The sequence below is a fragment of the Halodesulfovibrio sp. genome (assembly GCF_025210605.1).
Classification (GTDB): domain Bacteria; phylum Desulfobacterota; class Desulfovibrionia; order Desulfovibrionales; family Desulfovibrionaceae; genus Halodesulfovibrio.
The window spans coordinates 272,231-291,164 of the sequence record NZ_JAOARI010000017.1; the positions used below are offsets into that span (position 1 = coordinate 272,231).

Annotated in this window: 17 protein-coding genes; 11 read left to right on the forward strand and 6 right to left on the reverse strand. The window is 47.2% G+C overall.

Going from position 1 to position 18,934, the window contains the following annotated elements; all coding sequences use genetic code 11:
* The first annotated feature begins 23 nt into the window (after nt 1–23).
* The 10 genes from aroA (at nt 24) to N4A56_RS06675 (ending at nt 10,781) form a co-directional block, all read left to right on the forward strand.
* Nucleotides 24–1,346: a 3-phosphoshikimate 1-carboxyvinyltransferase gene (gene aroA / locus N4A56_RS06630; RefSeq protein WP_295545952.1), complete on the forward strand. Its 1,323-nt coding sequence runs from the start codon at nt 24–26 to the stop codon at nt 1,344–1,346.
* Complete coding sequence (locus N4A56_RS06635) at nt 1,334–2,125, forward strand: prephenate dehydrogenase/arogenate dehydrogenase family protein (protein WP_295545954.1); 792 nt, start codon at nt 1,334–1,336, stop codon at nt 2,123–2,125. Before aroA ends, N4A56_RS06635 begins: the two co-directional genes overlap by 13 nt.
* Before the next feature lie 103 nt (nt 2,126–2,228).
* The gene (locus N4A56_RS06640) at nt 2,229–3,644 is read left to right on the forward strand and encodes an anthranilate synthase component I family protein (protein ID WP_293670800.1); all 1,416 of its coding nucleotides are present in this window, start codon (nt 2,229–2,231) and stop codon (nt 3,642–3,644) included.
* Nucleotides 3,645–3,796: 152 nt separating this feature from the next.
* Nucleotides 3,797–4,390 (forward strand): aminodeoxychorismate/anthranilate synthase component II, encoded by a 594-nt coding sequence (locus N4A56_RS06645; protein ID WP_295545957.1) that lies wholly within the window; start codon nt 3,797–3,799, stop codon nt 4,388–4,390.
* A gap of 58 nt (nt 4,391–4,448) precedes the next feature.
* Complete coding sequence (gene trpD, locus N4A56_RS06650) at nt 4,449–5,441, forward strand: anthranilate phosphoribosyltransferase (RefSeq protein WP_295545960.1); 993 nt, start codon at nt 4,449–4,451, stop codon at nt 5,439–5,441.
* A complete protein-coding gene (locus tag N4A56_RS06655; protein ID WP_293670805.1) occupies nt 5,434–6,195 on the forward strand; it encodes an indole-3-glycerol-phosphate synthase in 762 nt (253 codons plus the stop codon). The genes trpD and N4A56_RS06655 overlap by 8 nt, the downstream gene beginning before the upstream one ends.
* A gap of 18 nt (nt 6,196–6,213) precedes the next feature.
* On the forward strand, nt 6,214–6,852 hold the full coding sequence (locus N4A56_RS06660; protein ID WP_293670807.1) for a phosphoribosylanthranilate isomerase: 639 nt from the start codon (nt 6,214–6,216) through the stop codon (nt 6,850–6,852).
* Between the two features lie 45 nt (nt 6,853–6,897).
* Nucleotides 6,898–8,073, forward strand: coding sequence for a tryptophan synthase subunit beta (gene trpB / locus N4A56_RS06665; RefSeq protein WP_295545963.1), 1,176 nt, complete (start codon nt 6,898–6,900; stop codon nt 8,071–8,073).
* 9 nt (nt 8,074–8,082) lie between these two features.
* Nucleotides 8,083–8,844: a tryptophan synthase subunit alpha gene (gene trpA, locus N4A56_RS06670; protein ID WP_295545965.1), complete on the forward strand. Its 762-nt coding sequence runs from the start codon at nt 8,083–8,085 to the stop codon at nt 8,842–8,844.
* A gap of 209 nt (nt 8,845–9,053) precedes the next feature.
* The gene (locus N4A56_RS06675; RefSeq protein WP_295545967.1) at nt 9,054–10,781 is read left to right on the forward strand and encodes a methyl-accepting chemotaxis protein; all 1,728 of its coding nucleotides are present in this window, start codon (nt 9,054–9,056) and stop codon (nt 10,779–10,781) included.
* A gap of 184 nt (nt 10,782–10,965) precedes the next feature.
* On the opposite strand, the gene N4A56_RS06680 is transcribed toward N4A56_RS06675, so the two are convergent.
* The 5 genes from N4A56_RS06680 to N4A56_RS06700 form a co-directional block, all read right to left on the reverse strand.
* Entirely contained in the window at nt 10,966–13,947 is a 2,982-nt protein-coding gene (locus N4A56_RS06680) for an AIR synthase-related protein (RefSeq protein ID WP_295545969.1), read from the reverse strand.
* A gap of 574 nt (nt 13,948–14,521) precedes the next feature.
* Nucleotides 14,522–15,490 (reverse strand): polyprenyl synthetase family protein, encoded by a 969-nt coding sequence (locus tag N4A56_RS06685; RefSeq protein WP_293668162.1) that lies wholly within the window; start codon nt 15,488–15,490, stop codon nt 14,522–14,524.
* Between the two features lie 97 nt (nt 15,491–15,587).
* On the reverse strand, nt 15,588–16,313 hold the full coding sequence (gene mqnB / locus N4A56_RS06690; protein ID WP_295545972.1) for a futalosine hydrolase: 726 nt from the start codon (nt 16,311–16,313) through the stop codon (nt 15,588–15,590).
* Complete coding sequence (locus N4A56_RS06695) at nt 16,310–16,459, reverse strand: hypothetical protein (protein WP_293668160.1); 150 nt, start codon at nt 16,457–16,459, stop codon at nt 16,310–16,312. The genes mqnB and N4A56_RS06695 overlap by 4 nt, the downstream gene beginning before the upstream one ends.
* Before the next feature lie 80 nt (nt 16,460–16,539).
* Nucleotides 16,540–17,853: a nucleotide sugar dehydrogenase gene (locus N4A56_RS06700; protein ID WP_295545974.1), complete on the reverse strand. Its 1,314-nt coding sequence runs from the start codon at nt 17,851–17,853 to the stop codon at nt 16,540–16,542.
* A 56-nt stretch (nt 17,854–17,909) separates the two neighbouring features.
* On the opposite strand from N4A56_RS06700, the gene N4A56_RS06705 reads away from it, so the two are divergent.
* Nucleotides 17,910–18,107 carry a DUF2065 domain-containing protein gene (locus N4A56_RS06705; protein ID WP_293668157.1) on the forward strand — a complete coding sequence of 66 codons (198 nt, stop codon included), beginning with the start codon at nt 17,910–17,912 and terminating at the stop codon, nt 18,105–18,107.
* A 98-nt stretch (nt 18,108–18,205) separates the two neighbouring features.
* Here N4A56_RS06705 and N4A56_RS06710 read toward each other — a convergent pair whose 3' ends face one another.
* On the reverse strand, nt 18,206–18,922 hold the full coding sequence (locus N4A56_RS06710; protein ID WP_295545977.1) for a ubiquinone/menaquinone biosynthesis methyltransferase: 717 nt from the start codon (nt 18,920–18,922) through the stop codon (nt 18,206–18,208).
* Nucleotides 18,923–18,934: the final 12 nt, after the last annotated feature.

An 18,934-nucleotide genomic window follows, 5' to 3' on the forward strand; every position in this document is an offset into this window, starting at 1 on the left:
TATATAGTTAACTGGAGACTCTCATGATCGCCATCACAGCCCCTGCTTCTAAATCAGTATCCCACCGTATGATTATCGGCGCCGCTATGGCAGCCGGAGAATCAACCGTGTCCGGTGTACTTGAAAGCGAAGATTTAGCCCGCACCATCGGCATTTTTAACGACTGCGGCGCAAAGATATATCGAAAGGGTGCAGGCGAATATACCGTCTCCGGCTGCTGTGGTACTCCAGCGGGCGGCATGAGCGAACCTGTTTCCTGCGATGTGCACGAATCCGGCACAACGTGCAGACTTCTGACAGCTGTGCTTGCAGCCGGACTGGGCAGATTCCGCATCCATGGCGCACCACGCATGCATGAACGACCAATTAAAGAGCTTGGTGATGCGCTGCAAACTCTTTCCGTGGACGTAAGTTACGAAGGTATCGAAGGCTGCCCCCCTGTTGTTTTAGATACAGACGGGCTTAAAGGGAGTGAGGTTTCTATCTCTCTGGAAGAATCAAGTCAGTACCTCTCTGGCTTACTGCTGGCTGCACCTTCTACACGCGGTCTCACCATTAATCTTGTTGGTAAAAAAGCAGTAAGCTGGCCATATGTAGGGCTTACTCTGGATGCCATGGAGCAGTTCGGCATTACCTTTACGGTAGAAATGCTGGAAGGCTCCGAATGGATCAAAAAAGACTGGCGAACCTTTGAAACCGCCATTCCTGAAAAGACCCGCTTCATCGTTAAACCGGGCATGTACCGCCACGGTTCCTACACGGTTGAAGGCGACTGGTCGAATGCTTCGTACTTTCTTGCAGCAGGAACCCTCGGCACAGAGCCAGTGCACATTGCCAATCTCCGCCCTAACTCTTTACAGGGTGACAAAGCAATGTTCACAATTCTGCAACAAATGGGTGCTACTATTGAACTGCAAGACAACGGCGTAACCGTGCATCCAAGTCAGCTTAAAGGAATTGATGTTGATATGGGCAATTGCCCCGACCTCGTTCCGACGGTTGCAGCACTTGCTGCATACGCAGAGGGCGAAACAGTTATACGCAACGTGGCACACTTACGCATCAAAGAATGTGACAGACTTGCTGCTCCTGCTACGGAATTACGCAAAGCCGGTGTCGATACCGAGGTAACCGAAGACGGAATTATCATTCGACCAGACAGAGCCGCCATGACTGCTCCTGCTGGAACAATCTTCAACACCTACAATGACCACCGTATGGCAATGAGCCTTTCCTTGCTTCAGTTTGCACTTGGTGACATTGAATTTGATAATAAGGCATGTGTTGCAAAGTCATTCCCTGCCTTCTGGGAAGAATGGGAGAAAGTATCACCATGCAGGAGATAGACTTTACACTCAAAAAAGTAGCCGTTGTTGGCGCGACAGGGAAAATGGGTGCTATGTTCTGCTCCCGTTTTTCCGCAGCCGGTCTTGATGTAATTGAGATAGACCAACCATTGACAGAAGAAGTGTTACAGGCGAAGATACCGGACGCACAGATTGTGTTACTCTGTGTGCCCGCTGCCGTTTTTCAAGACGTAGTGAATCGCGTTGCAGCACATATGAAACCACCGCAAATTTTAGCGGATATTACTTCCGTAAAGGTTCAACCCATGATGCAGATGCAGAAAACATACACAGGTCCCGTGGTGGGGACACATCCTCTCTTCGGTCCAGAACCGAAGGCTGATGACGTGCGTGTTGCCATCACCCCTTCTGAAGGGTGCGATGCAGAGTCTGCCCGCATGGTTGAAGACCTCTTCACACGCATCGGCTGCGAACCGTTTTGTTCTTCCGCAGAAGAACACGACAAAGCCGCTGCCCTTATCCAAGGATTAAATTTTGTTACGTCTGTTTCCTATCTTGCTCTTCTTGCAGATAAGGAAAACGTAATGCCGTACCTTACTCCGTCTTTTGAACGCCGTCTGAAAGCTGCTGAAAAAATGATCACCAAAGATGCAGAACTCTTTGAAGGCTTATTTGAAGCAAACCCAAGCTCTCAGGATGCTGTGCGCTCCTATCGTTCTATCCTTAACATTGCTGCTGGTGGCGATATCAACGTAATTGTTGAACGTGCTCTTTGGTGGTGGCGATTTACGGATTCTACGGGAGAAGTGCATCAATAGACTACTATTGTACCCCATATACTCAGCAAAGTAATAAGCCGCACTTCTTCCGAAGTGCGGCTTTTTTTATGACCCCGAACCATTAAACGAGAGACAGAATGCCATGAACATCACGTTACAGCAGACAGGCCAATGGTTGGCAGCAGATATTCAGACCCCCATAAGTCTTTTTCTAGGACTGGTCGGAACCAGTCAGGGATTTCTTCTTGAAAGTGCGGAAGTAGACGGAAGACGCGGCAGGTACAGCGTTATCGGCTTTAACCTGTTACTTCGCCTTGGATGCAAAAACGGCAAGCTGGAAGTAGCCTCCCGCGACAGCAGACTGAACAAGCTGAAAGAATACGAAGGCATGGATTTCATTGAAGGCGCACGCAAAGTAATGGATGCCATACACATTGAACCACAAGGGGATATGAAAGAGCTTCCTGCCATTGCCCGCGGCATGTTCGGGTACTTCGGCTACACAACCATTGGCATGTTTGAAAAGAAACTGGAAGAAGTATTGCCACCGGAAAACAGCGACGCATGCCTCATGCTTCCCGGTACAATTGTGTTGTTCGACCATCTGTACAACAAGCTCTGCATGCTCAACCTTGCTGACAACCTGCCTATCAAGATGGACAGAGCAGCTATTGAGCGCAAACCTGAATCACCATGCATTGGTGAAGTAAAAAATATACCCGACAAAACCTCGTACATGCGTAACGTGCAAAAAGTACAGGAACAGCTCAGACAGGGTGAAGCAATTCAGGTCGTTCTTTCTACCAGATTTCAGGCTTCGTTCGAAGGTGATCCGTTCACACTCTATCGCAGGTTGCGACAGATTAACCCGTCTCCGTACATGTTCTTCATGCGTCTTTCACACATTACGCTCATTGGCTCCTCACCGGAAACCATGGTTCGCTGTCAGGAAAATGTTGTGGAAGTCTGCCCTATCGCAGGAACACGCCCACGAGGCAAAACAGATGCGGAAGATACACAGCTTGCAGAAGAGCTGCTGGCTGACCCTAAAGAACGTGCAGAGCATGTAATGCTTGTTGATTTAGGAAGAAACGACGTGGGACGTATCGCTAAAGCCGGTACTGTCTCTGTAGAAAAATTTATGCAGGTGGAACGGTTCAGCCACGTAATGCACATGACCTCATACGTGAAAGCACAGCTTAAGGATGGGTATGACGCATTAGACGTACTCGGTGCAACCTTCCCTGCCGGAACCGTAAGCGGTGCACCTAAAATTCGCGCCATTGAAATTATTGAAGAAACAGAAGCAATCTCTCGAGGTGCTTACGCCGGAACCATCGGCTGGCTTGGACTGGATAAGGATTCCGTCAACCTTGATACAGGCATCCTTATCAGAACCATGTGGGTCAAAGACAACACAGTCCAGTGGCAGTGCGGTGCTGGCATTGTTCACGACTCCGTCCCGGAAAAAGAATGGGAAGAATGCCAGAACAAAGGGCGTGTACTCAAAGTGACCTTGAACTCCACAGATGAAGCAGATGTTTTTTCTGGGCGCTAGATAACAAGGCGCTGTCATAGCAAAAAGGGACTCATCGGCTTTCCGTCCCTTTTGCACACAAAAATATCAATCCTGTGGATGCAGATTTTTAACTAACTTTATTGGCAAGCACGTTTACAATGGAACACTAACGAACTTGCTGTGGAGCTACTATGTTTCTTCTTATCGATAATTACGATTCCTTTACCTTTAACTTGGTACAGGCATTTCAGAAAACCGGACGATATCCGCATGTTGTTCGAAACGACAATCCAGAATTACTGGAACTTGCTACAAGCGGAAAACTGGAAATGGTTTGTATCTCTCCGGGACCCGGCAAACCGGAAAATGCAGGATTATGCTTAGAATTTCTTGCTCTGCTCCCTAAGGAAGTTCCTGTTCTGGGTGTCTGCCTTGGGCATCAGGTTCTCGCCCATTATGCAGGAGCGACTGTGGATGTTGCACCGCGCATTATGCACGGCAAACATTCCGATATCGAGCACAATGGTGAAGGACTATTTCACGGGCTTGAATCCCCAATGCAAGTAGCCCGATACCATTCACTTATCATAATAAAAAATGATGAAACAGTAATTGTTCCAACATCTTCCACACAGACACCGGATGGTGAAAAGGAGATTATGAGTATTAAATATGCTGACCGCCCTTGGGTTGGAGTCCAGTTCCACCCTGAATCAATCCTGACCCCACAGGGCGAAGCAATGCTTAAGAATTTTCCCGAAAAAATCTTAGCAACAAACTCATAATTACATCCCTCACCCCCAAAAGAAGGGAGACTGCACAATGACTAAAAGGAACAATTCAATGAATACAGCACAAATTCTGGAACATCTGGCAGACGGCAAACATTTGAATGCAGATGTAGCACATTGCGTCTTTACCAAACTGATGGATGGCAACATGACATCAGGTCAGGCAGGTTCATTGTTAATGGGACTGCGTCAAAAAGGCGAGACTGCGGAAGAAATTCACGCTGCTGTCCGTGTATGCCTTGAACGCGCAACTCCAGTCGCACCAATCAAAGGTGCTACTATTGATCTGGTAGGAACCGGTGGTGACGGCAAAAATTCTTTCAACTGCTCAACGGCTACAGCACTTACTCTTGCGGGCATGGGCTACACTGTAACCAAACACGGAAACCGCGCGGTGTCCTCTTCCTGCGGCAGCGCGGATGCTGTCGAAGGACTTGGGTTGCCGCTACGCCTGTCACCGGAAGAAATCCCCGCTGAACTGGAAAAACGCAACTTCGCCTTTCTATTCGCACCGGATTATCACCCTGCATTCAAACACGTCATGCCAGTTCGTCAGGAATTAGGTTACCGGACGCTCTTCAACTTACTGGGTCCATTGCTCAATCCGGCACGACCAACCCATATGCTTCTTGGAGTCGCCAAACCTGAGTTCATGGAAATTATGGCAGAAGTACTGGCACAGGCAGGTGTTGAACATGCCGCGGTCGTGCACGGCGCAGGCGGGTACGACGAACTGACAACAAACGGCATTGCAAAAGTAATTTTTGTTGAAAACGGATCAATCCGCCATGCGGAGCTTGATCCGGCAGAATACGGGTTTGAGCCATGCGCTGAAGAAGACTTAGCCGTGCATGGTAAACAGGAAGGACTCGCTGTTCTGCGTGACCTGCTGGAAGGAAAAGGATCAAAAGCTATGCTGGATATGCTGGCGTTAAATACAGGTATGGCACTGCATTTAATTACAAATAAACCACTAAACACCTGCATGGAACGAGCACGCGAAGCCGTTGCAGCAGGAGCCGGAAGGAAAGCCTTAGATGCTTAATAAGTTTCTTGCAGCAAAACATGCTGAGATTGCACGACTTGTACAGTTACAAAAAAAAGATGCACTGCCGGAACCCTACAAAGGTGAACGTATTCCCTTTGCTGCAACACTACGTGCACATAAATTAGCTTGCATAGCAGAATATAAACGTGCATCACCTTCGCGCGGTGATATTGCACCGCATCTTTCACCAGAAGATGTAGCAGAACAATATGCAAAAGCAGGCGCAACAGCACTTTCCGTGCTTACTGAAGAAAAATACTTTAAAGGGAAGCTGGAATATCTGGAACGCATGCAATTTGTCGGACTGCCGATGCTGCGGAAAGACTTTATCGTGCATCCATTGCAAGTCGTTGAAACAGCTTCTACTCCTGCATCTGCCCAGCTGCTTATTGCCCGCATGTTCAAAACAGCTTCAGAGCTGAATGAACTTATTGAGCTTGGCAAATCATTTGGGCTGGAAAGCGTTGTAGAAGTTTTCAACCATGCAGATTTAGTTCTTGCACGGCTTGCAAATGCTACTATTATCCAAGTTAATAATCGAAACCTCGATACACTGGAAACAGACCTTGCCATATGCGAGCGGATGATTCCTCACCGCAGAACTGCCGAAGTATGGATAGCGGCCAGCGGTATTTCGTCGTCCACGCAACGACGCCACGTTGAAGCGGCGGGATACGATGCGATGCTGGTCGGCACAGCGCTTATGCAGGGTGGAAACCCGCAAAAGGCGCTTAACCGGCTACTCGAATAGCCTTTAAAGGAGAAGTTAATGCCGCACAAAGAAACCTTTGTGAAAGTTTGTGGCATTACCACACAGCAAGATGCTGACATGTGCATAGAACAGGGTGCAGATTTTATCGGATTCATATTCGATGAAAAAAGCCCCCGAGCTATGACAGTGGAAAAAGTTAAAGCCATTGAAACAGAAAACGTTATGCGCGTAGGTGTATTCACTCACCAAACGGCAGATGAAGTTCGCCTGATAATGCAGCGCGCCAGACTTCATCTTGCCCAGCTTCATAACGATCAAGATATAGAATTTGCGACCAGAGTCGGTAAACGAAAAGTCATGAAAGTGTTCTGGCCTGACCGTTACGACACACGGGAAGAGCTTGAAGCAGATATGCAGCGCTTTGTAGATTGCTCCCGTTTTTTCCTTATGGATGCCGGAACCTCCGGCGGCGGACACGGCAAAGCACAAGACTGGAGCTTCCTTAACGGATTGCGCGGATACAAAACATGGTTCGTTGCTGGCGGCATTAACCCCGATAATGTGCGTGATGTGCTGACAGGGTGCGCCCCCTGCGGCATAGATATCAACTCAGGTGTCGAATCCGCACCCGGAAAAAAAGATCCAGAAAAATTACGAACCGTTATGGAGGCGCTTGCGGCTCCTATATTACCATAAAATTTCAACAGCCTTTGGCGTAAGGCTGATATAAGAGAGAATAGTATGTCCAAAGGATACTTCGGCGAGTTCGGTGGTCAATTTGTTGCGGAACTTCTTATTCCGCCCCTTAAAGAACTGGAAGATGCGTTAGAAAACATCGTTCCTTCAGAAGCATTTCAAAAAGAGTTTGCTGAATATCTGAAGAATTACGTGGGACGCGAAAGCCCGTTAACACACTGCCCTACTCTTTCAGCAGATCTTGGGTTTAACCTGTACCTCAAACGTGAAGACCTGAACCATACAGGCTCACATAAAATTAACAACGTGCTTGGTCAGGCGCTGCTTGCCAAACACATGGGTAAAAAAGCTCTGCTCACAGAAACCGGTGCAGGTATGAACGGTGTTGCAACCGCAACCGCAGCACGCGCACTCGATATGGACTGCATTGTCTTTATGGGCGCTGTTGATGTTGAGCGGCAGTCGCATAACGTGCGCCGCATGAAGTTGCTGGGCGCTACTGTTGTGCCCGTTGAAGCTGGCTCCAAAACCTTAAAAGATGCCATCAACGAGGCGTTACGCTTCTGGATTAAAGAACAGGAAACCTACCACTACTGTTTCGGGACTGCGGCAGGTCCCCACCCGTTCCCGACACTGGTTCGAGAATTCCAGTCTGTTGTAGGTAAAGAAGCGCGAAAGCAAATTATTGAACGCACTGGTGCACTTCCACACTCAGTGCTTGCCTGTGTCGGTGGTGGTTCTAACGCTATCGGTATTTTTTCAGGATTCATTGATGACTGCTCAGTAAACCTTATTGGCGTAGAAGCAGGCGGAACCGGCGAGGAAGGATGTACAAACTCAGCACCGTTATGCCTTGGTACTGGCGGAATCCTCCACGGTCAAAAAACCATGCTTCTTCAGGATAAAGACGGACAGATTATGCCATCCCATTCCATTGCCGGTGGACTGGATTACCCTGGGGTAGGGCCTGAACATGCTCATTTGCAGCACTGCGGCAGAGCCACCTACGGCAAGGTCAACGATATGCAAGCACTCCATGCATTTAAAGCGCTCACCAGAGCAGAAGGCATTATACCTGCGCTTGAAAGCTCACATGCCGTTGCATATGTGCTCGAAAACAAAGACCAGTTCCCGAAAGGCTGCAACGTTATTGTAAACCTTTCAGGACGCGGCGATAAAGACATGGATATCGTTGAACAATACACCGAACTGTTTGATTAAGGGGCTGTCATGACATCACTTACACAACGCATCAACGCTGCTAACAAGGCAGGTCGCAAGGCTATTATCCCGTTTCTTACTGCTGGATTTCCGACAAAAAACGATTTCTTCACGCATCTGGAAGAACTCGATGCAAACGGTGCCGATATTATTGAAATCGGTGTTCCATTCTCTGACCCTGCTGCGGATGGTCCAGTGGTTGAAGCCGCTTCCCTCAAAGCACTGGAACAGGGTGTAACCTTGCAGTGGATTATAGAAGAGCTTACCAAACGCAAAGGACAATATCAGGCTGAACTGGTGCTGATGGGCTACATCAACCCGTTTTACCAGTACGGATTTGAAAAATTTGCACAGGATGCTGCCAATGCAGGGGTCTCCGGTCTTATCGTGCCGGACTTGCCGCTTGATGAAGATGATGACTTCAAAACTATTCTTAAACAGCACGGCATCACTCTGATTTCGCTTATCGGGTTAAACACCCCGAAAGAACGTATGCAGGCATATGCGGAAAAAGCTGAAGGGTATGTTTATGTCGTTTCATACATGGGCACTACAGGGGCAGCGGTTGCCTTCCCGCCTGAATTGAAAAAAACGCTCAGCGAAGCGAGAGAAGCATTTAACATTCCCCTTGCATTAGGATTCGGCATTAAGGAACCAAAACAGCTTGAACCATTTGGCGATGCCATTGACGCTGTTGTTTTCGGCAGTGCACTTATCAAAGATATTGAAAAGAAAGGGTCTGCTATTCCATTTATGGAACGGTGGAAGTAGACAAACTGCTCATCTTTCTTCAAAGCTCTCTCAATACATTGAGAGAGCTTTTTTGTTTGCGTATCAATATATCGTAAATTAATTTACTGGTATATTTTCTTTTTCTCCTCATAATGATAATCCTGACCACGCCGATAAGATTTAGATTCTTATAGTAACCAGCTAGACTCATACGCCGTTGCACAACAAGTTAGATGGGGAGATTTCACATGAATCTTAAAGCACGAATGCTTTGTTCTTTCATTTCTATATTCATGGTCATTGTCGCCATGTTCTCAAGCACGTTTTATGTTACTAACATGCAAAAACATGACGGGCTTGTTATCAACCTTTCCGGCAGACAACGTATGCTTAGCCAGAAAATAGCCAAAGAGGCTTTGAAGCTTTCGTTTGCAAAAGACAAAAGTGCTGCTCAAAACGATTTGCAAACCTCCATGACTCTTTTTGAAACAACGCTCAATGCGCTTATTAATTCCGGCTATGCTCCTGTTACATTAAACCCTAGCGGCGCAAAAAAACATTTACCTGCTGCCACAGGCGCTGTTCTCACGCAACTCCACAAAGTACAAACCAACTGGACTGCATATAAAAAACTCGTAAATGCTTCCTATAACGGCAATGAAGCGACCTTAAATGATCTATCTGCCCAAAGTATGGTTGTCCTCAAATCCATGAACAAGGCAGTGGGTATGTTGCAAAAAGAAGCCGATGAGCATGTTCAGACATTAATGCTGCTCCAAATCACATTTATTATTATCGGCAGTGCCCTGCTTTGCATTGTAGTAGTAAACTTACGCAAGCACTTATTCCACCCATTGGATGACCTGCGAGCATTTGCGAATAAGATATCCAGCGGTGAGTTACACGCAACCATTAATGCTACCTATCTGCACGAATTCGAAAATCTCAAAAATGACACCGTATCCATGGTTGCAACACTTAATTCGCTCATGGAAAAAGCAGAAGAATCCAGCACTGAAGCAAAACATAATGCACAGCTCACAGAAGATGCACTTGCAACTGCACAGGAAAAAGAACACCGCATATCCAGCATCGTGAGTACTATTCGCACTGTTGCAGAGAAAGCAAAACATATTTCAACACGCGTGGACGAATCTATTCACACGCTTACCACAGAGGTCAGCGGCGTAAATAATGATGTTGAGATACAACGTGAGCGCATGCGTGAAACTTCCACAGCCATGTCACAAATGAACTCTACAGTAATCGAAGTTGCAAGCAACGCATCCAATGCTGCACAGCTGGCAAATGACTCTAAAGAGCGAGCAGAAGAAGGTGCTGCGGGCGTTCAGCAGGCAGTCAATTCTATTGGATTAATTCAAGACAGCATCGTCGCACTCAAAGAATCTATGCTGCAACTTGGCAAGCAAACTGACTCTATTTCAGAAGTAATGAACGTTATTAACGACATTGCAGATCAGACAAATCTGCTGGCGCTCAACGCTGCTATTGAAGCGGCACGCGCAGGCGAAGCAGGCAAAGGATTTGCTGTTGTTGCCGATGAAGTTCGCAAGCTGGCTGAAAAAACCATGATGGCAACCCATGACGTGGGAGACGCTATCACACAGATTCAAGCTCAAGCACATACTAATATTGAAGCTGTAGAAAACGCGGCAATAGAAATTACCGCATCCACAGATGCCGCTGATTCAGCGGGGCAATCTATGGAGCATATTGTTTCCATTACCTACGATACAGCACAGCAGATTACGTCCATTGCTACAGCATCAGAAGAGCAGGCTGCTGTTTCGGAACAAATTGAACATGCGGTGACTACAGTAGCTGGTATTGCAGAAGAAACAGCCACCGGTATGGCAAAAGCCTCTGTTGAACTGGAAGAAATTTCTGCACTGACAGCCGAACTCGACCATTTGCTGGATGACATGCAGCAGGAAGCTGCACCTTCGAATGCGTAATCCCTGTTCTTTGCTGCCTATTTGCTTATAAACAGATCACCCTCCCCTCGCAAAAAAGAAAACGGATGGACATTATGTCCATCCGTTTTCTTACCAAAACAATCTGCTGCTGCAAGTCCCGAATAATCTTGCAGTAACAGAACACGTAAGCCGAAGCTACAAAGCTCCCATGAGCTTCATATCACTAGAACTTAAGTGTGCCCTTAAAGGACTGAGCAAGCGATTCGCAAGTATCTGCAACCAGCACAGTTGCACCGGAAGCAACAATAAACTGCTCATCGCCTGTAACTTCGCCCAGACAGCCATAGGTCTGTCCGTCAAATATAGTTTCAAAAGCTTCTACTTTATCTTCCGGTACGGATACCACCAGACGGGAAGCAGATTCTGAGTAGAGAACTTCAGTTGCATTCATTTCTTCAGTGACAGGTACGGCATCAAGATTGATGAGTGCCCCTGTGCGTCCGGCAAGAGCCATTTCAGCAAGAGCCACACCAAGACCACCGTCTGAGCAATCGTGACAAGCGTTAATCACACCTTCACCGATTGCCTTATGCACTGCACGGTATCGTGCAAGCGCTGAGTCAGCATCGACTTTAGGGAACGCAGCAGCGCTGATTCCTAACTCTTCTGCAACCTCGGAGCCTGCTAATTCGCGGGCAGTTGCACCAAGCACGTAGATTTTGTCACCGTCATTTTTAAAGTCAGATGTGGTTGTTTTGTTCACATCGTTAATAACACCCATGACAGAGAATAACACCGTTGGCGGGATAGAAATCTTAACACCGCCGCCTGTGTAATCATTTTTCATAGAGTCTTTACCGGAGATACATGGAACTCCGTATGCGATACAAAAATCTGAAAGAGCTTTGTTAGCGCGAACAAGCTGAGCAAGCTTGTAGTGACCGTCAGGAGTCTTTTCAGACTGTACAGGGTCACACCAGCAGAAGTTGTCGATACCGGACATGAAGTCCACGTCACCACCGACAGCAACAGCGTTTCGTACTGCTTCGTCGATAACGTTCGCCATCATCCAGTAGCTGTCGTAGTCACTTAATGTTGGGTTGATGCCGTGGGAAAGAACAATGCCGCTTTCAGAATCAAGGATAGGTCGAACAACACCAGCATCGGAAGGTCCGTCACACTTCACACCGACCATCGGTTTAATAACACTGCCGCCCTTAACCTCGTGGTCATACTGGCGAACAACGTATTCTTTAGAACAAATATTAAGGCGGGCAAGCATGGATTTGAGCAAGTTGCCCTGCTCTGCATCTGCAACATTCACTACGTCATCAGCGTGTTCTGGACGCTCCCACACAGCTTTGAGCTGCATCTGTGGAACGCCGTCGTGCAGGAACTCCATATCCAAGAATGCAACAGGCTTGTCACCGTAAGTCACATGGAAGTAGCCGCTGTCTGTAAATTCACCAAGAGCAGATGCTTCAACGTCCATACGCTTTGCAAGCGCCATAAATTCATCCAGCTTATCAGCAGGTACAGCAAGCGTCATACGCTCCTGTGCTTCGGAAAGAAGAATTTCCCACGGACGCAAGCCATCATACTTCAATGGAGCTTTTGAAAGATCGAGACGGCAACCGTTGGTATCTTCCGCCATTTCACCGACAGAAGAAGACAAGCCGCCTGCACCGTTATCTGTGATGGCGTTGTACAAGCCCATGTTACGGGCACGCATAATAAAATCATATGCTTTGCGCTGTGTGATAGGATCACCAATCTGCACAGCCGTAGCAGGAGACTCTTCGTGCAATTCTTCAGAGGAGAAGGTTGCACCGTGAATACCATCTTTGCCGATACGACCACCGACCATCACGATGATATCGCCAACCAGTGCAGCTTTTTCATATCCCGGTTTTCCGGCAACCACTTTAGGAATCATGCCGACAGTACCGCAATGAACAAGCGGCTTACCGAGGTAGCGTTCTTCAAAAACGATAGAGCCGTTCACAGTAGGAACACCGGATTTGTTACCGCCATGCTCAACACCTTCGCGCACACCTTCAAGCACACGGCGAGGATGAAGAAGGCGCGGAGGCAGTTCGCCTTCATGGAAAGGAGAAGCAAAACAGAAGACGTTTGTATTACACACAAGGTCTGCGCCGATACCTGTTCCCATTGGGTCGCGGTTAACGCCAACAATGCCTGTCAGTGCTCCACCGTATGGATCAAGCGCAGAAGGTGAGTTATGTGTTTCCACTTTAATGCATACATCGTGGGTTTCGTTGAAGTCGATAACACCGGCATTATCCTTAAAAACAGAGCGGCAGAAGTCATCTTCACCTTTGTTTTTACGAATAGTTTTGGTGGAACCCATTACGTATGTTTTGTAGAGACTATCAATAGTTTCCTGCTCACCGGTTTCTGTATCGGTGTAATCAATTTTGGAAGCGAAAATTTTATGTTTGCAGTGCTCAGACCATGTCTGTGCGAGTACTTCTACTTCTGCATCACTCGGCTCTGCTGTTAATCCTGCTTTTACACGTTCTGCAACGATTTCAGGATTCGTGTAGTAATCGCGGATGGTATGTAATTCTTCCAAAGACAGCGCGAGCGTATTTTCACGGGAGAATGCCATCAACTCATCGTCTGACATTGTAGAAAACGGCAATGTTACTACTTCGTCATTAGCTTCACCGGATACCCGTGCAGCTACAGCCGCAAAGCCCGGCTCTTTTTGCCAGTCTGCTTTGCTTTTGTATTCAAAACGCTGAATCAGCTCGTTTGCCAAAACATCCCGTCCAATGGACACAATGTCTTCTTCCGTAAAGTCACCATAAATATGGTACTGATCTGCAACATACACAGAAACCGTTTCACGGTTTGCAAGATCAAGTACAATTGCGATGGTTTCCCGTGCTGTACGACCTTCGTTATCAGTTACACCCGGACGGAACCCAACTTCGAGAATCCAGTCAGCCTGACTGGATACCGGAGAAAGTGCCGCGTCCTGAAGTACGGGATCATGCAGAGCAGCCTCACTCACAACTGTATCAAGCTGTTCATCGCTAAGACCGTCCACAGTAAACACCTTAACCTGACGTACGTCTTTTACGTCAAGCCCGAGAGCTTCCCTGATCTTGTTAGCAGTTTTGATACCCTGAGTATCAACAACACCTTCTCTAAGACCAGCTTCAATGCGCCGCAGCATGTATTTTCTCCTGATGCTTGCTTAATATTAACGGATGCCGACTTTACCGTCGCCACCGCTTCTGTACACCAACACAGTTTTCCGGCTGTGATGGCGGGGGTTATATCTCCATTCTATTCTAAAGCCCAATACTGTCCACTTGAGACAACTCGGTACAACCCAAGACAGTACGCACTGCGAGTAGGCTCAATACCCAGCACCACCGCAATGTGCAGGTGATATCGAGTATCACCGCATATCCCGCTGGAACCAAGTATGTGCAGTGCAAGGAACAAGAAAAAGCCAAGGTCGCAGTGTAGCCCACCTACATAAGAGTTTGGCTTTTTTGAAGTGACGCCGCAATGTGCATGCTTGGTTCCAGCGGGATGCCTCCGGCGGGCAGGCGGGCGTCGCCCCCTGCACCCCCACAAGGAGACGCGTCCCCTTGACCCCTTTTAAGGGTGGGGAATTTGTAATGACCATACAATTAGTTACGCAGTATTACCTACGCCACAAATCAGCCGAATACGACTTTTCAGTACATTCTATCATAAACGAAAAAAGCCGCAGAGTTTCCCCTACGGCTTTGAATTTTTTATGCGCTACGTGACTTAACGTAGTCCAAAGTTTGCAACAGTATCTTTCGCTCAGGACACTCTGGCAGAACATTCAATGCCTGCTGCGCCTTATCCAGATACGAATTTGCAAGCTCACGGGTTGCATCATCTAACCCGAGTTTGCGAATCTGTTCTGCAACAAAACAGACCTCTTCTTCAGAGAACGTTCCTGCTTCGAACTTAGTCACAAAACTTTCGCGTTCTGCGCCCTCAAGAGTATCAAGGTACATATGCAACGGTGGAGTCAATTTACCTTCGCGCAAATCCCCTGCTACTGGCTTGCCGATAGACTTAGTAGAAACAGAAAAGTCCAACGCATCATCAACAATCTGGAAGGCAATCCCAAGGTTCATACCAAAATCAGATGCTGCTGCAATCTGTTCTTCAGTACCACCTGCTTTAATTGCACCCATAATACAGGAAGCCTGCAATAAAAAGGCAGTTTTCCCTTTAATGATGTTTATGTAGGTTTCCTGAGAATGATTTGTTGAATTAAGGTATTCAATCTCTTCAATCTCACCGGTTGCGGTTTCTACAATTGCCTCTGCAATGCACTGTGTAAGCCGTGCGTCATTATATCGTGCAACCACGAGGTTTGCCTGTGCAAGCAAAACATCACCAGCCAGCACGGTTTTAGTATTACCGAATTGCGTATGCGCTGCCGGTTTCCCGCGGCGCAGTTCTGCGTCATCAATAATATCATCATGCAGCAATGTTGCGGAATGAAGCAGCTCTACAGAACAGGCAAGCGGGTAGATATCATCATCTGTATACCCGAGAGATGCAGCAGTAAGCAGAGTAAGCAAAGGACGAAGCCTTTTTCCTCCGGCAGTAAGCACATGAGAAACAACAGGCTGAACTAGTGTATTAAGCTGAGCAGTCTCTGCCGCCAACGTCGCATTAATCTGCGGTTGTTTTAACGTAAGGTACTCTAAGAGTTCTTGCATAGAAAAGCTTCCATCGAAAAAAAACGTGAATCCAACGTCTTAGAAACCATTGTAAAAGTAGTGCCGATGCTATCGACACATAGTTTTAAAATGCCTTCTAAACAAAAAGCTCTCTGGCTTTTTCGCCAAGAGCTTGAAGCGCATCGTCCAGCTTCCAGTGTTCCGGTTTTCGAGATCCCACCAAGTTAGAAATAGTGCGAAGCTCAAGGAAAGGTATTCCGGCTTGCAAACAGGCAAGCGCAAGAGAAAAGCCTTCCATATTTTCAGTAAGCGGCTCGTAGCGCTCTATAAGCATGCGGGCGCGCTCTTCTGTTCCGGTGACGCCGGATACTGTCATGCTTGCGCCTTTGAGTAAATCCTTAGGGACAGATAAATTAAGCATGCGGCACGCTTTTTCCGGTTCTAGTGCAATTCTGTCCCACACAGAAACCGTGCCGGTAACTCCGGTATATTCCAAGATAGGAAATGTAATGCCTTCAGGGTCAATACCTTCCGCAGTATGCAGACCATACTCCGGCCAAATTTCTGAATCTGCAACAACCGCACTGCAAAGCGGAGCTTGCTCTAAATCAAAGCTCCCTGCAACCCCGAGGTTTAAGACACCGGTAACATCCTTGCGTTCACCAAGAATTCTACCAATACTCAACGCTGCATTCACAGGTCCCACACCAGTAACAGCCAGTAAACAAAGCTTTTCATTTACCGGCAGCTCACAGTAATTTCCTAATGAAGGAAATTTGCAGCCTATTTTCCCCCGCCTGTTAAACCCCAGCAGAACAGCTTTCATCTCTTTTTGAGTTGCTGTTGTAATAACCAGTGTCATTTAATTTTTTCCAAAGTAAAGTTTACAAGCGTTCCACCCAGCGAAAGCTCCCCGACTATGCTGGCGTCGCGCAGCCTCGCAATACGCTCAATGCGTCTACGATCTTCTTCCGTGGCTGCAACAATGAGCTGTGTTCCTTTTTCCATTTTTTTAAGAAGCGAACTCGCTTCAAAATACCCAGTTCAGCAATCTTTCCTACAATCTACTCTCAAAGGTCCAGCCATCGTCACATTCTCCAAAGTTCTAGTCCTGCTGCCTCCATCACAACAGGCTCGAAAAAGCCTTTCACATCTAACACCAAGGCACTTTCGGCATTCCGAAACCATTTAGCCAACTGTTTGGGTTGAATAAAAGAATACTCTTCATGCGGTACAGCCACGATAAGGGCATCCAACTCCTGAAAATGTTTAAGATGGCTCAGCGAAATCTCATATTCACGAATAGCCTGCTCATTATCAGCAATAGAATCATGCACTAACGCTTCTATACCGTATTCTTTTAACTCTCTGACGATGTCTATCACGCGGGTATTACGGATATCAGGAACATTTTCTTTATAGGTGAATCCTAAAATTCCAATCTTTGCATCACGAACGGAAACACCTTTCCGAATTAGTTCCTTAACACAGGATTCAGCGACAAACTTGCCCATAGAATCATTAATTCTTCTACCTGCAAGAATAACCTGTGGATGATACCCTAACGACTCCGCTTTAAATGTCAGATAGTACGGGTCTACCCCTATGCAGTGCCCGCCAACCAAACCCGGGGTAAATGGCAGAAAGTTCCACTTTGTTCCAGCGGCTTTCAGCACCTCACCGGTATCTATCCCCAGAGAATTGAAGATAATTGCCAGTTCATTCATCAGCGCGATATTTAAGTCACGCTGTGTGTTTTCAATAACTTTGGCTGCTTCGGCAACCATTATTGAACTGGTAACATGCACTCCGGCAGAAAGTATTGTGCCATACAATTCTGCCAGCAGCCCTGTGGTCATGTCATCAGAACCGGCAACGATTTTGGTGACATTCTCCAAGGTATGCACTTTATCTCCGGGATTAATACGCTCCGGTGAATATCCGACTTTAAAATCCCTGCCAAACCGCATTCCTGATACATTTTCAAGAACAGGCACACACTTTTCTTCAGTAGCTCCCGGCCATACGGTCGACTCATAAACAACAACAGATCCACGCTGCATAAAAGAGGCAACGGTTCTGGTAGCCATAAGTAACGGTATTAAATCCGGCGTATGGTGCGCATCTATCGGTGTTGGAACCGCTATTATAAGCACACCTGCTTTTTCCAAAAGCTGCGGATCAGCAGTAAAATACGCAGTACTCTCTCTCAAAGCTTCTAGGGAGACCTCTCCGGTATGGTCATGACCACGACGCAGCTCATCTATCCGTTGTGCATGCTGGTCGTACCCGATGACTGAAAAATGTTTCGCCAAAGAAATAGCAAGAGGTAAACCGACATATCCTAGACCGATAACGGCAACAGGAACATCTCCAGACACAATCCGTTCAAAAGATACCATGTCTTCTCCTCGTTACCTGCTGGACTTAACCGCCTGTGTATGAAAAAACAGGCTCCATGCAGATCGATTGGAATTTACTACTTACAGCGCTGGGGCTTGCATTTGTTCTCGAAGGTCTTCCTTATGTCCTTTTTGCGGACAAGCTTCCTAAGTACTTACGTGAAATTGCAGAACGAGGTCCTAACGCATTGCGTTACATGGGCTTAACCGCCATTTCTGTCGGTGTTCTGCTTGTATGGCTTGTACGCCATTAGTCGCAACGTAACTAACCGCTACGACTTGCTCGCCTCTACGCGGCAGAGCTTTGTTGCTGCAAAACTATTGCGGCAGGCTTTGTTGCGCCTTCCAGCAGCTATTCAGCCTTCTTCTGTGCTACATGCAAATACACAATACCCGATGTCATCGGCTTGTAATACACACGGTCAAAACCGGCGTGTACCATTTCTGCACTCAGTTCAGAAGCTGTAGGGAACGCCATAATAGTATCTGCAAGATACTGGTATGCACCTGCATCACCGGAAAAAACTTTACCTATCGCCGGAAGAATTTTCTTCAGGTACAAATTATAAAATCCTTTCCATACCGGATGCTTACCCGTACCAAATTCTAGAATACACAATCTTCCGCCCGGCACAAGTACTCGATTAAGCTCTTTAAATGCTTGCTCGCGCGGAATAATATTTCGGATACCAAACGAAATTGTTGCACAATCTACGCTATTATCCGGTAACGGCAATGTTCTGCCGTCCGCATGTACAGGGAAAATACGCCTGTCACGCCCCTTGGTCAGCTTCTTACGACCAGTAGTCAGCATAGGACGACAATAATCCAGCGCAGCCACTTTTATTTGCGGGTACCGCCGTACAATTTCTAATGAGACATCCATTGTACCAGCGGCAAGATCGAGCATCAGCCCCGTCTTACCCGGTACTGTTGCCTTTACAAGCTGCTGCCGCCAGTAAAAATCCATCCCACCGCTAAGCAGATGGTTCAAAAAGTCATACCAACGGGCAATACGACTGAACATGCCGGAAACTTCGCGGGCATGTTCATTTGGTGAACATTGCATGTGCTACCAAGC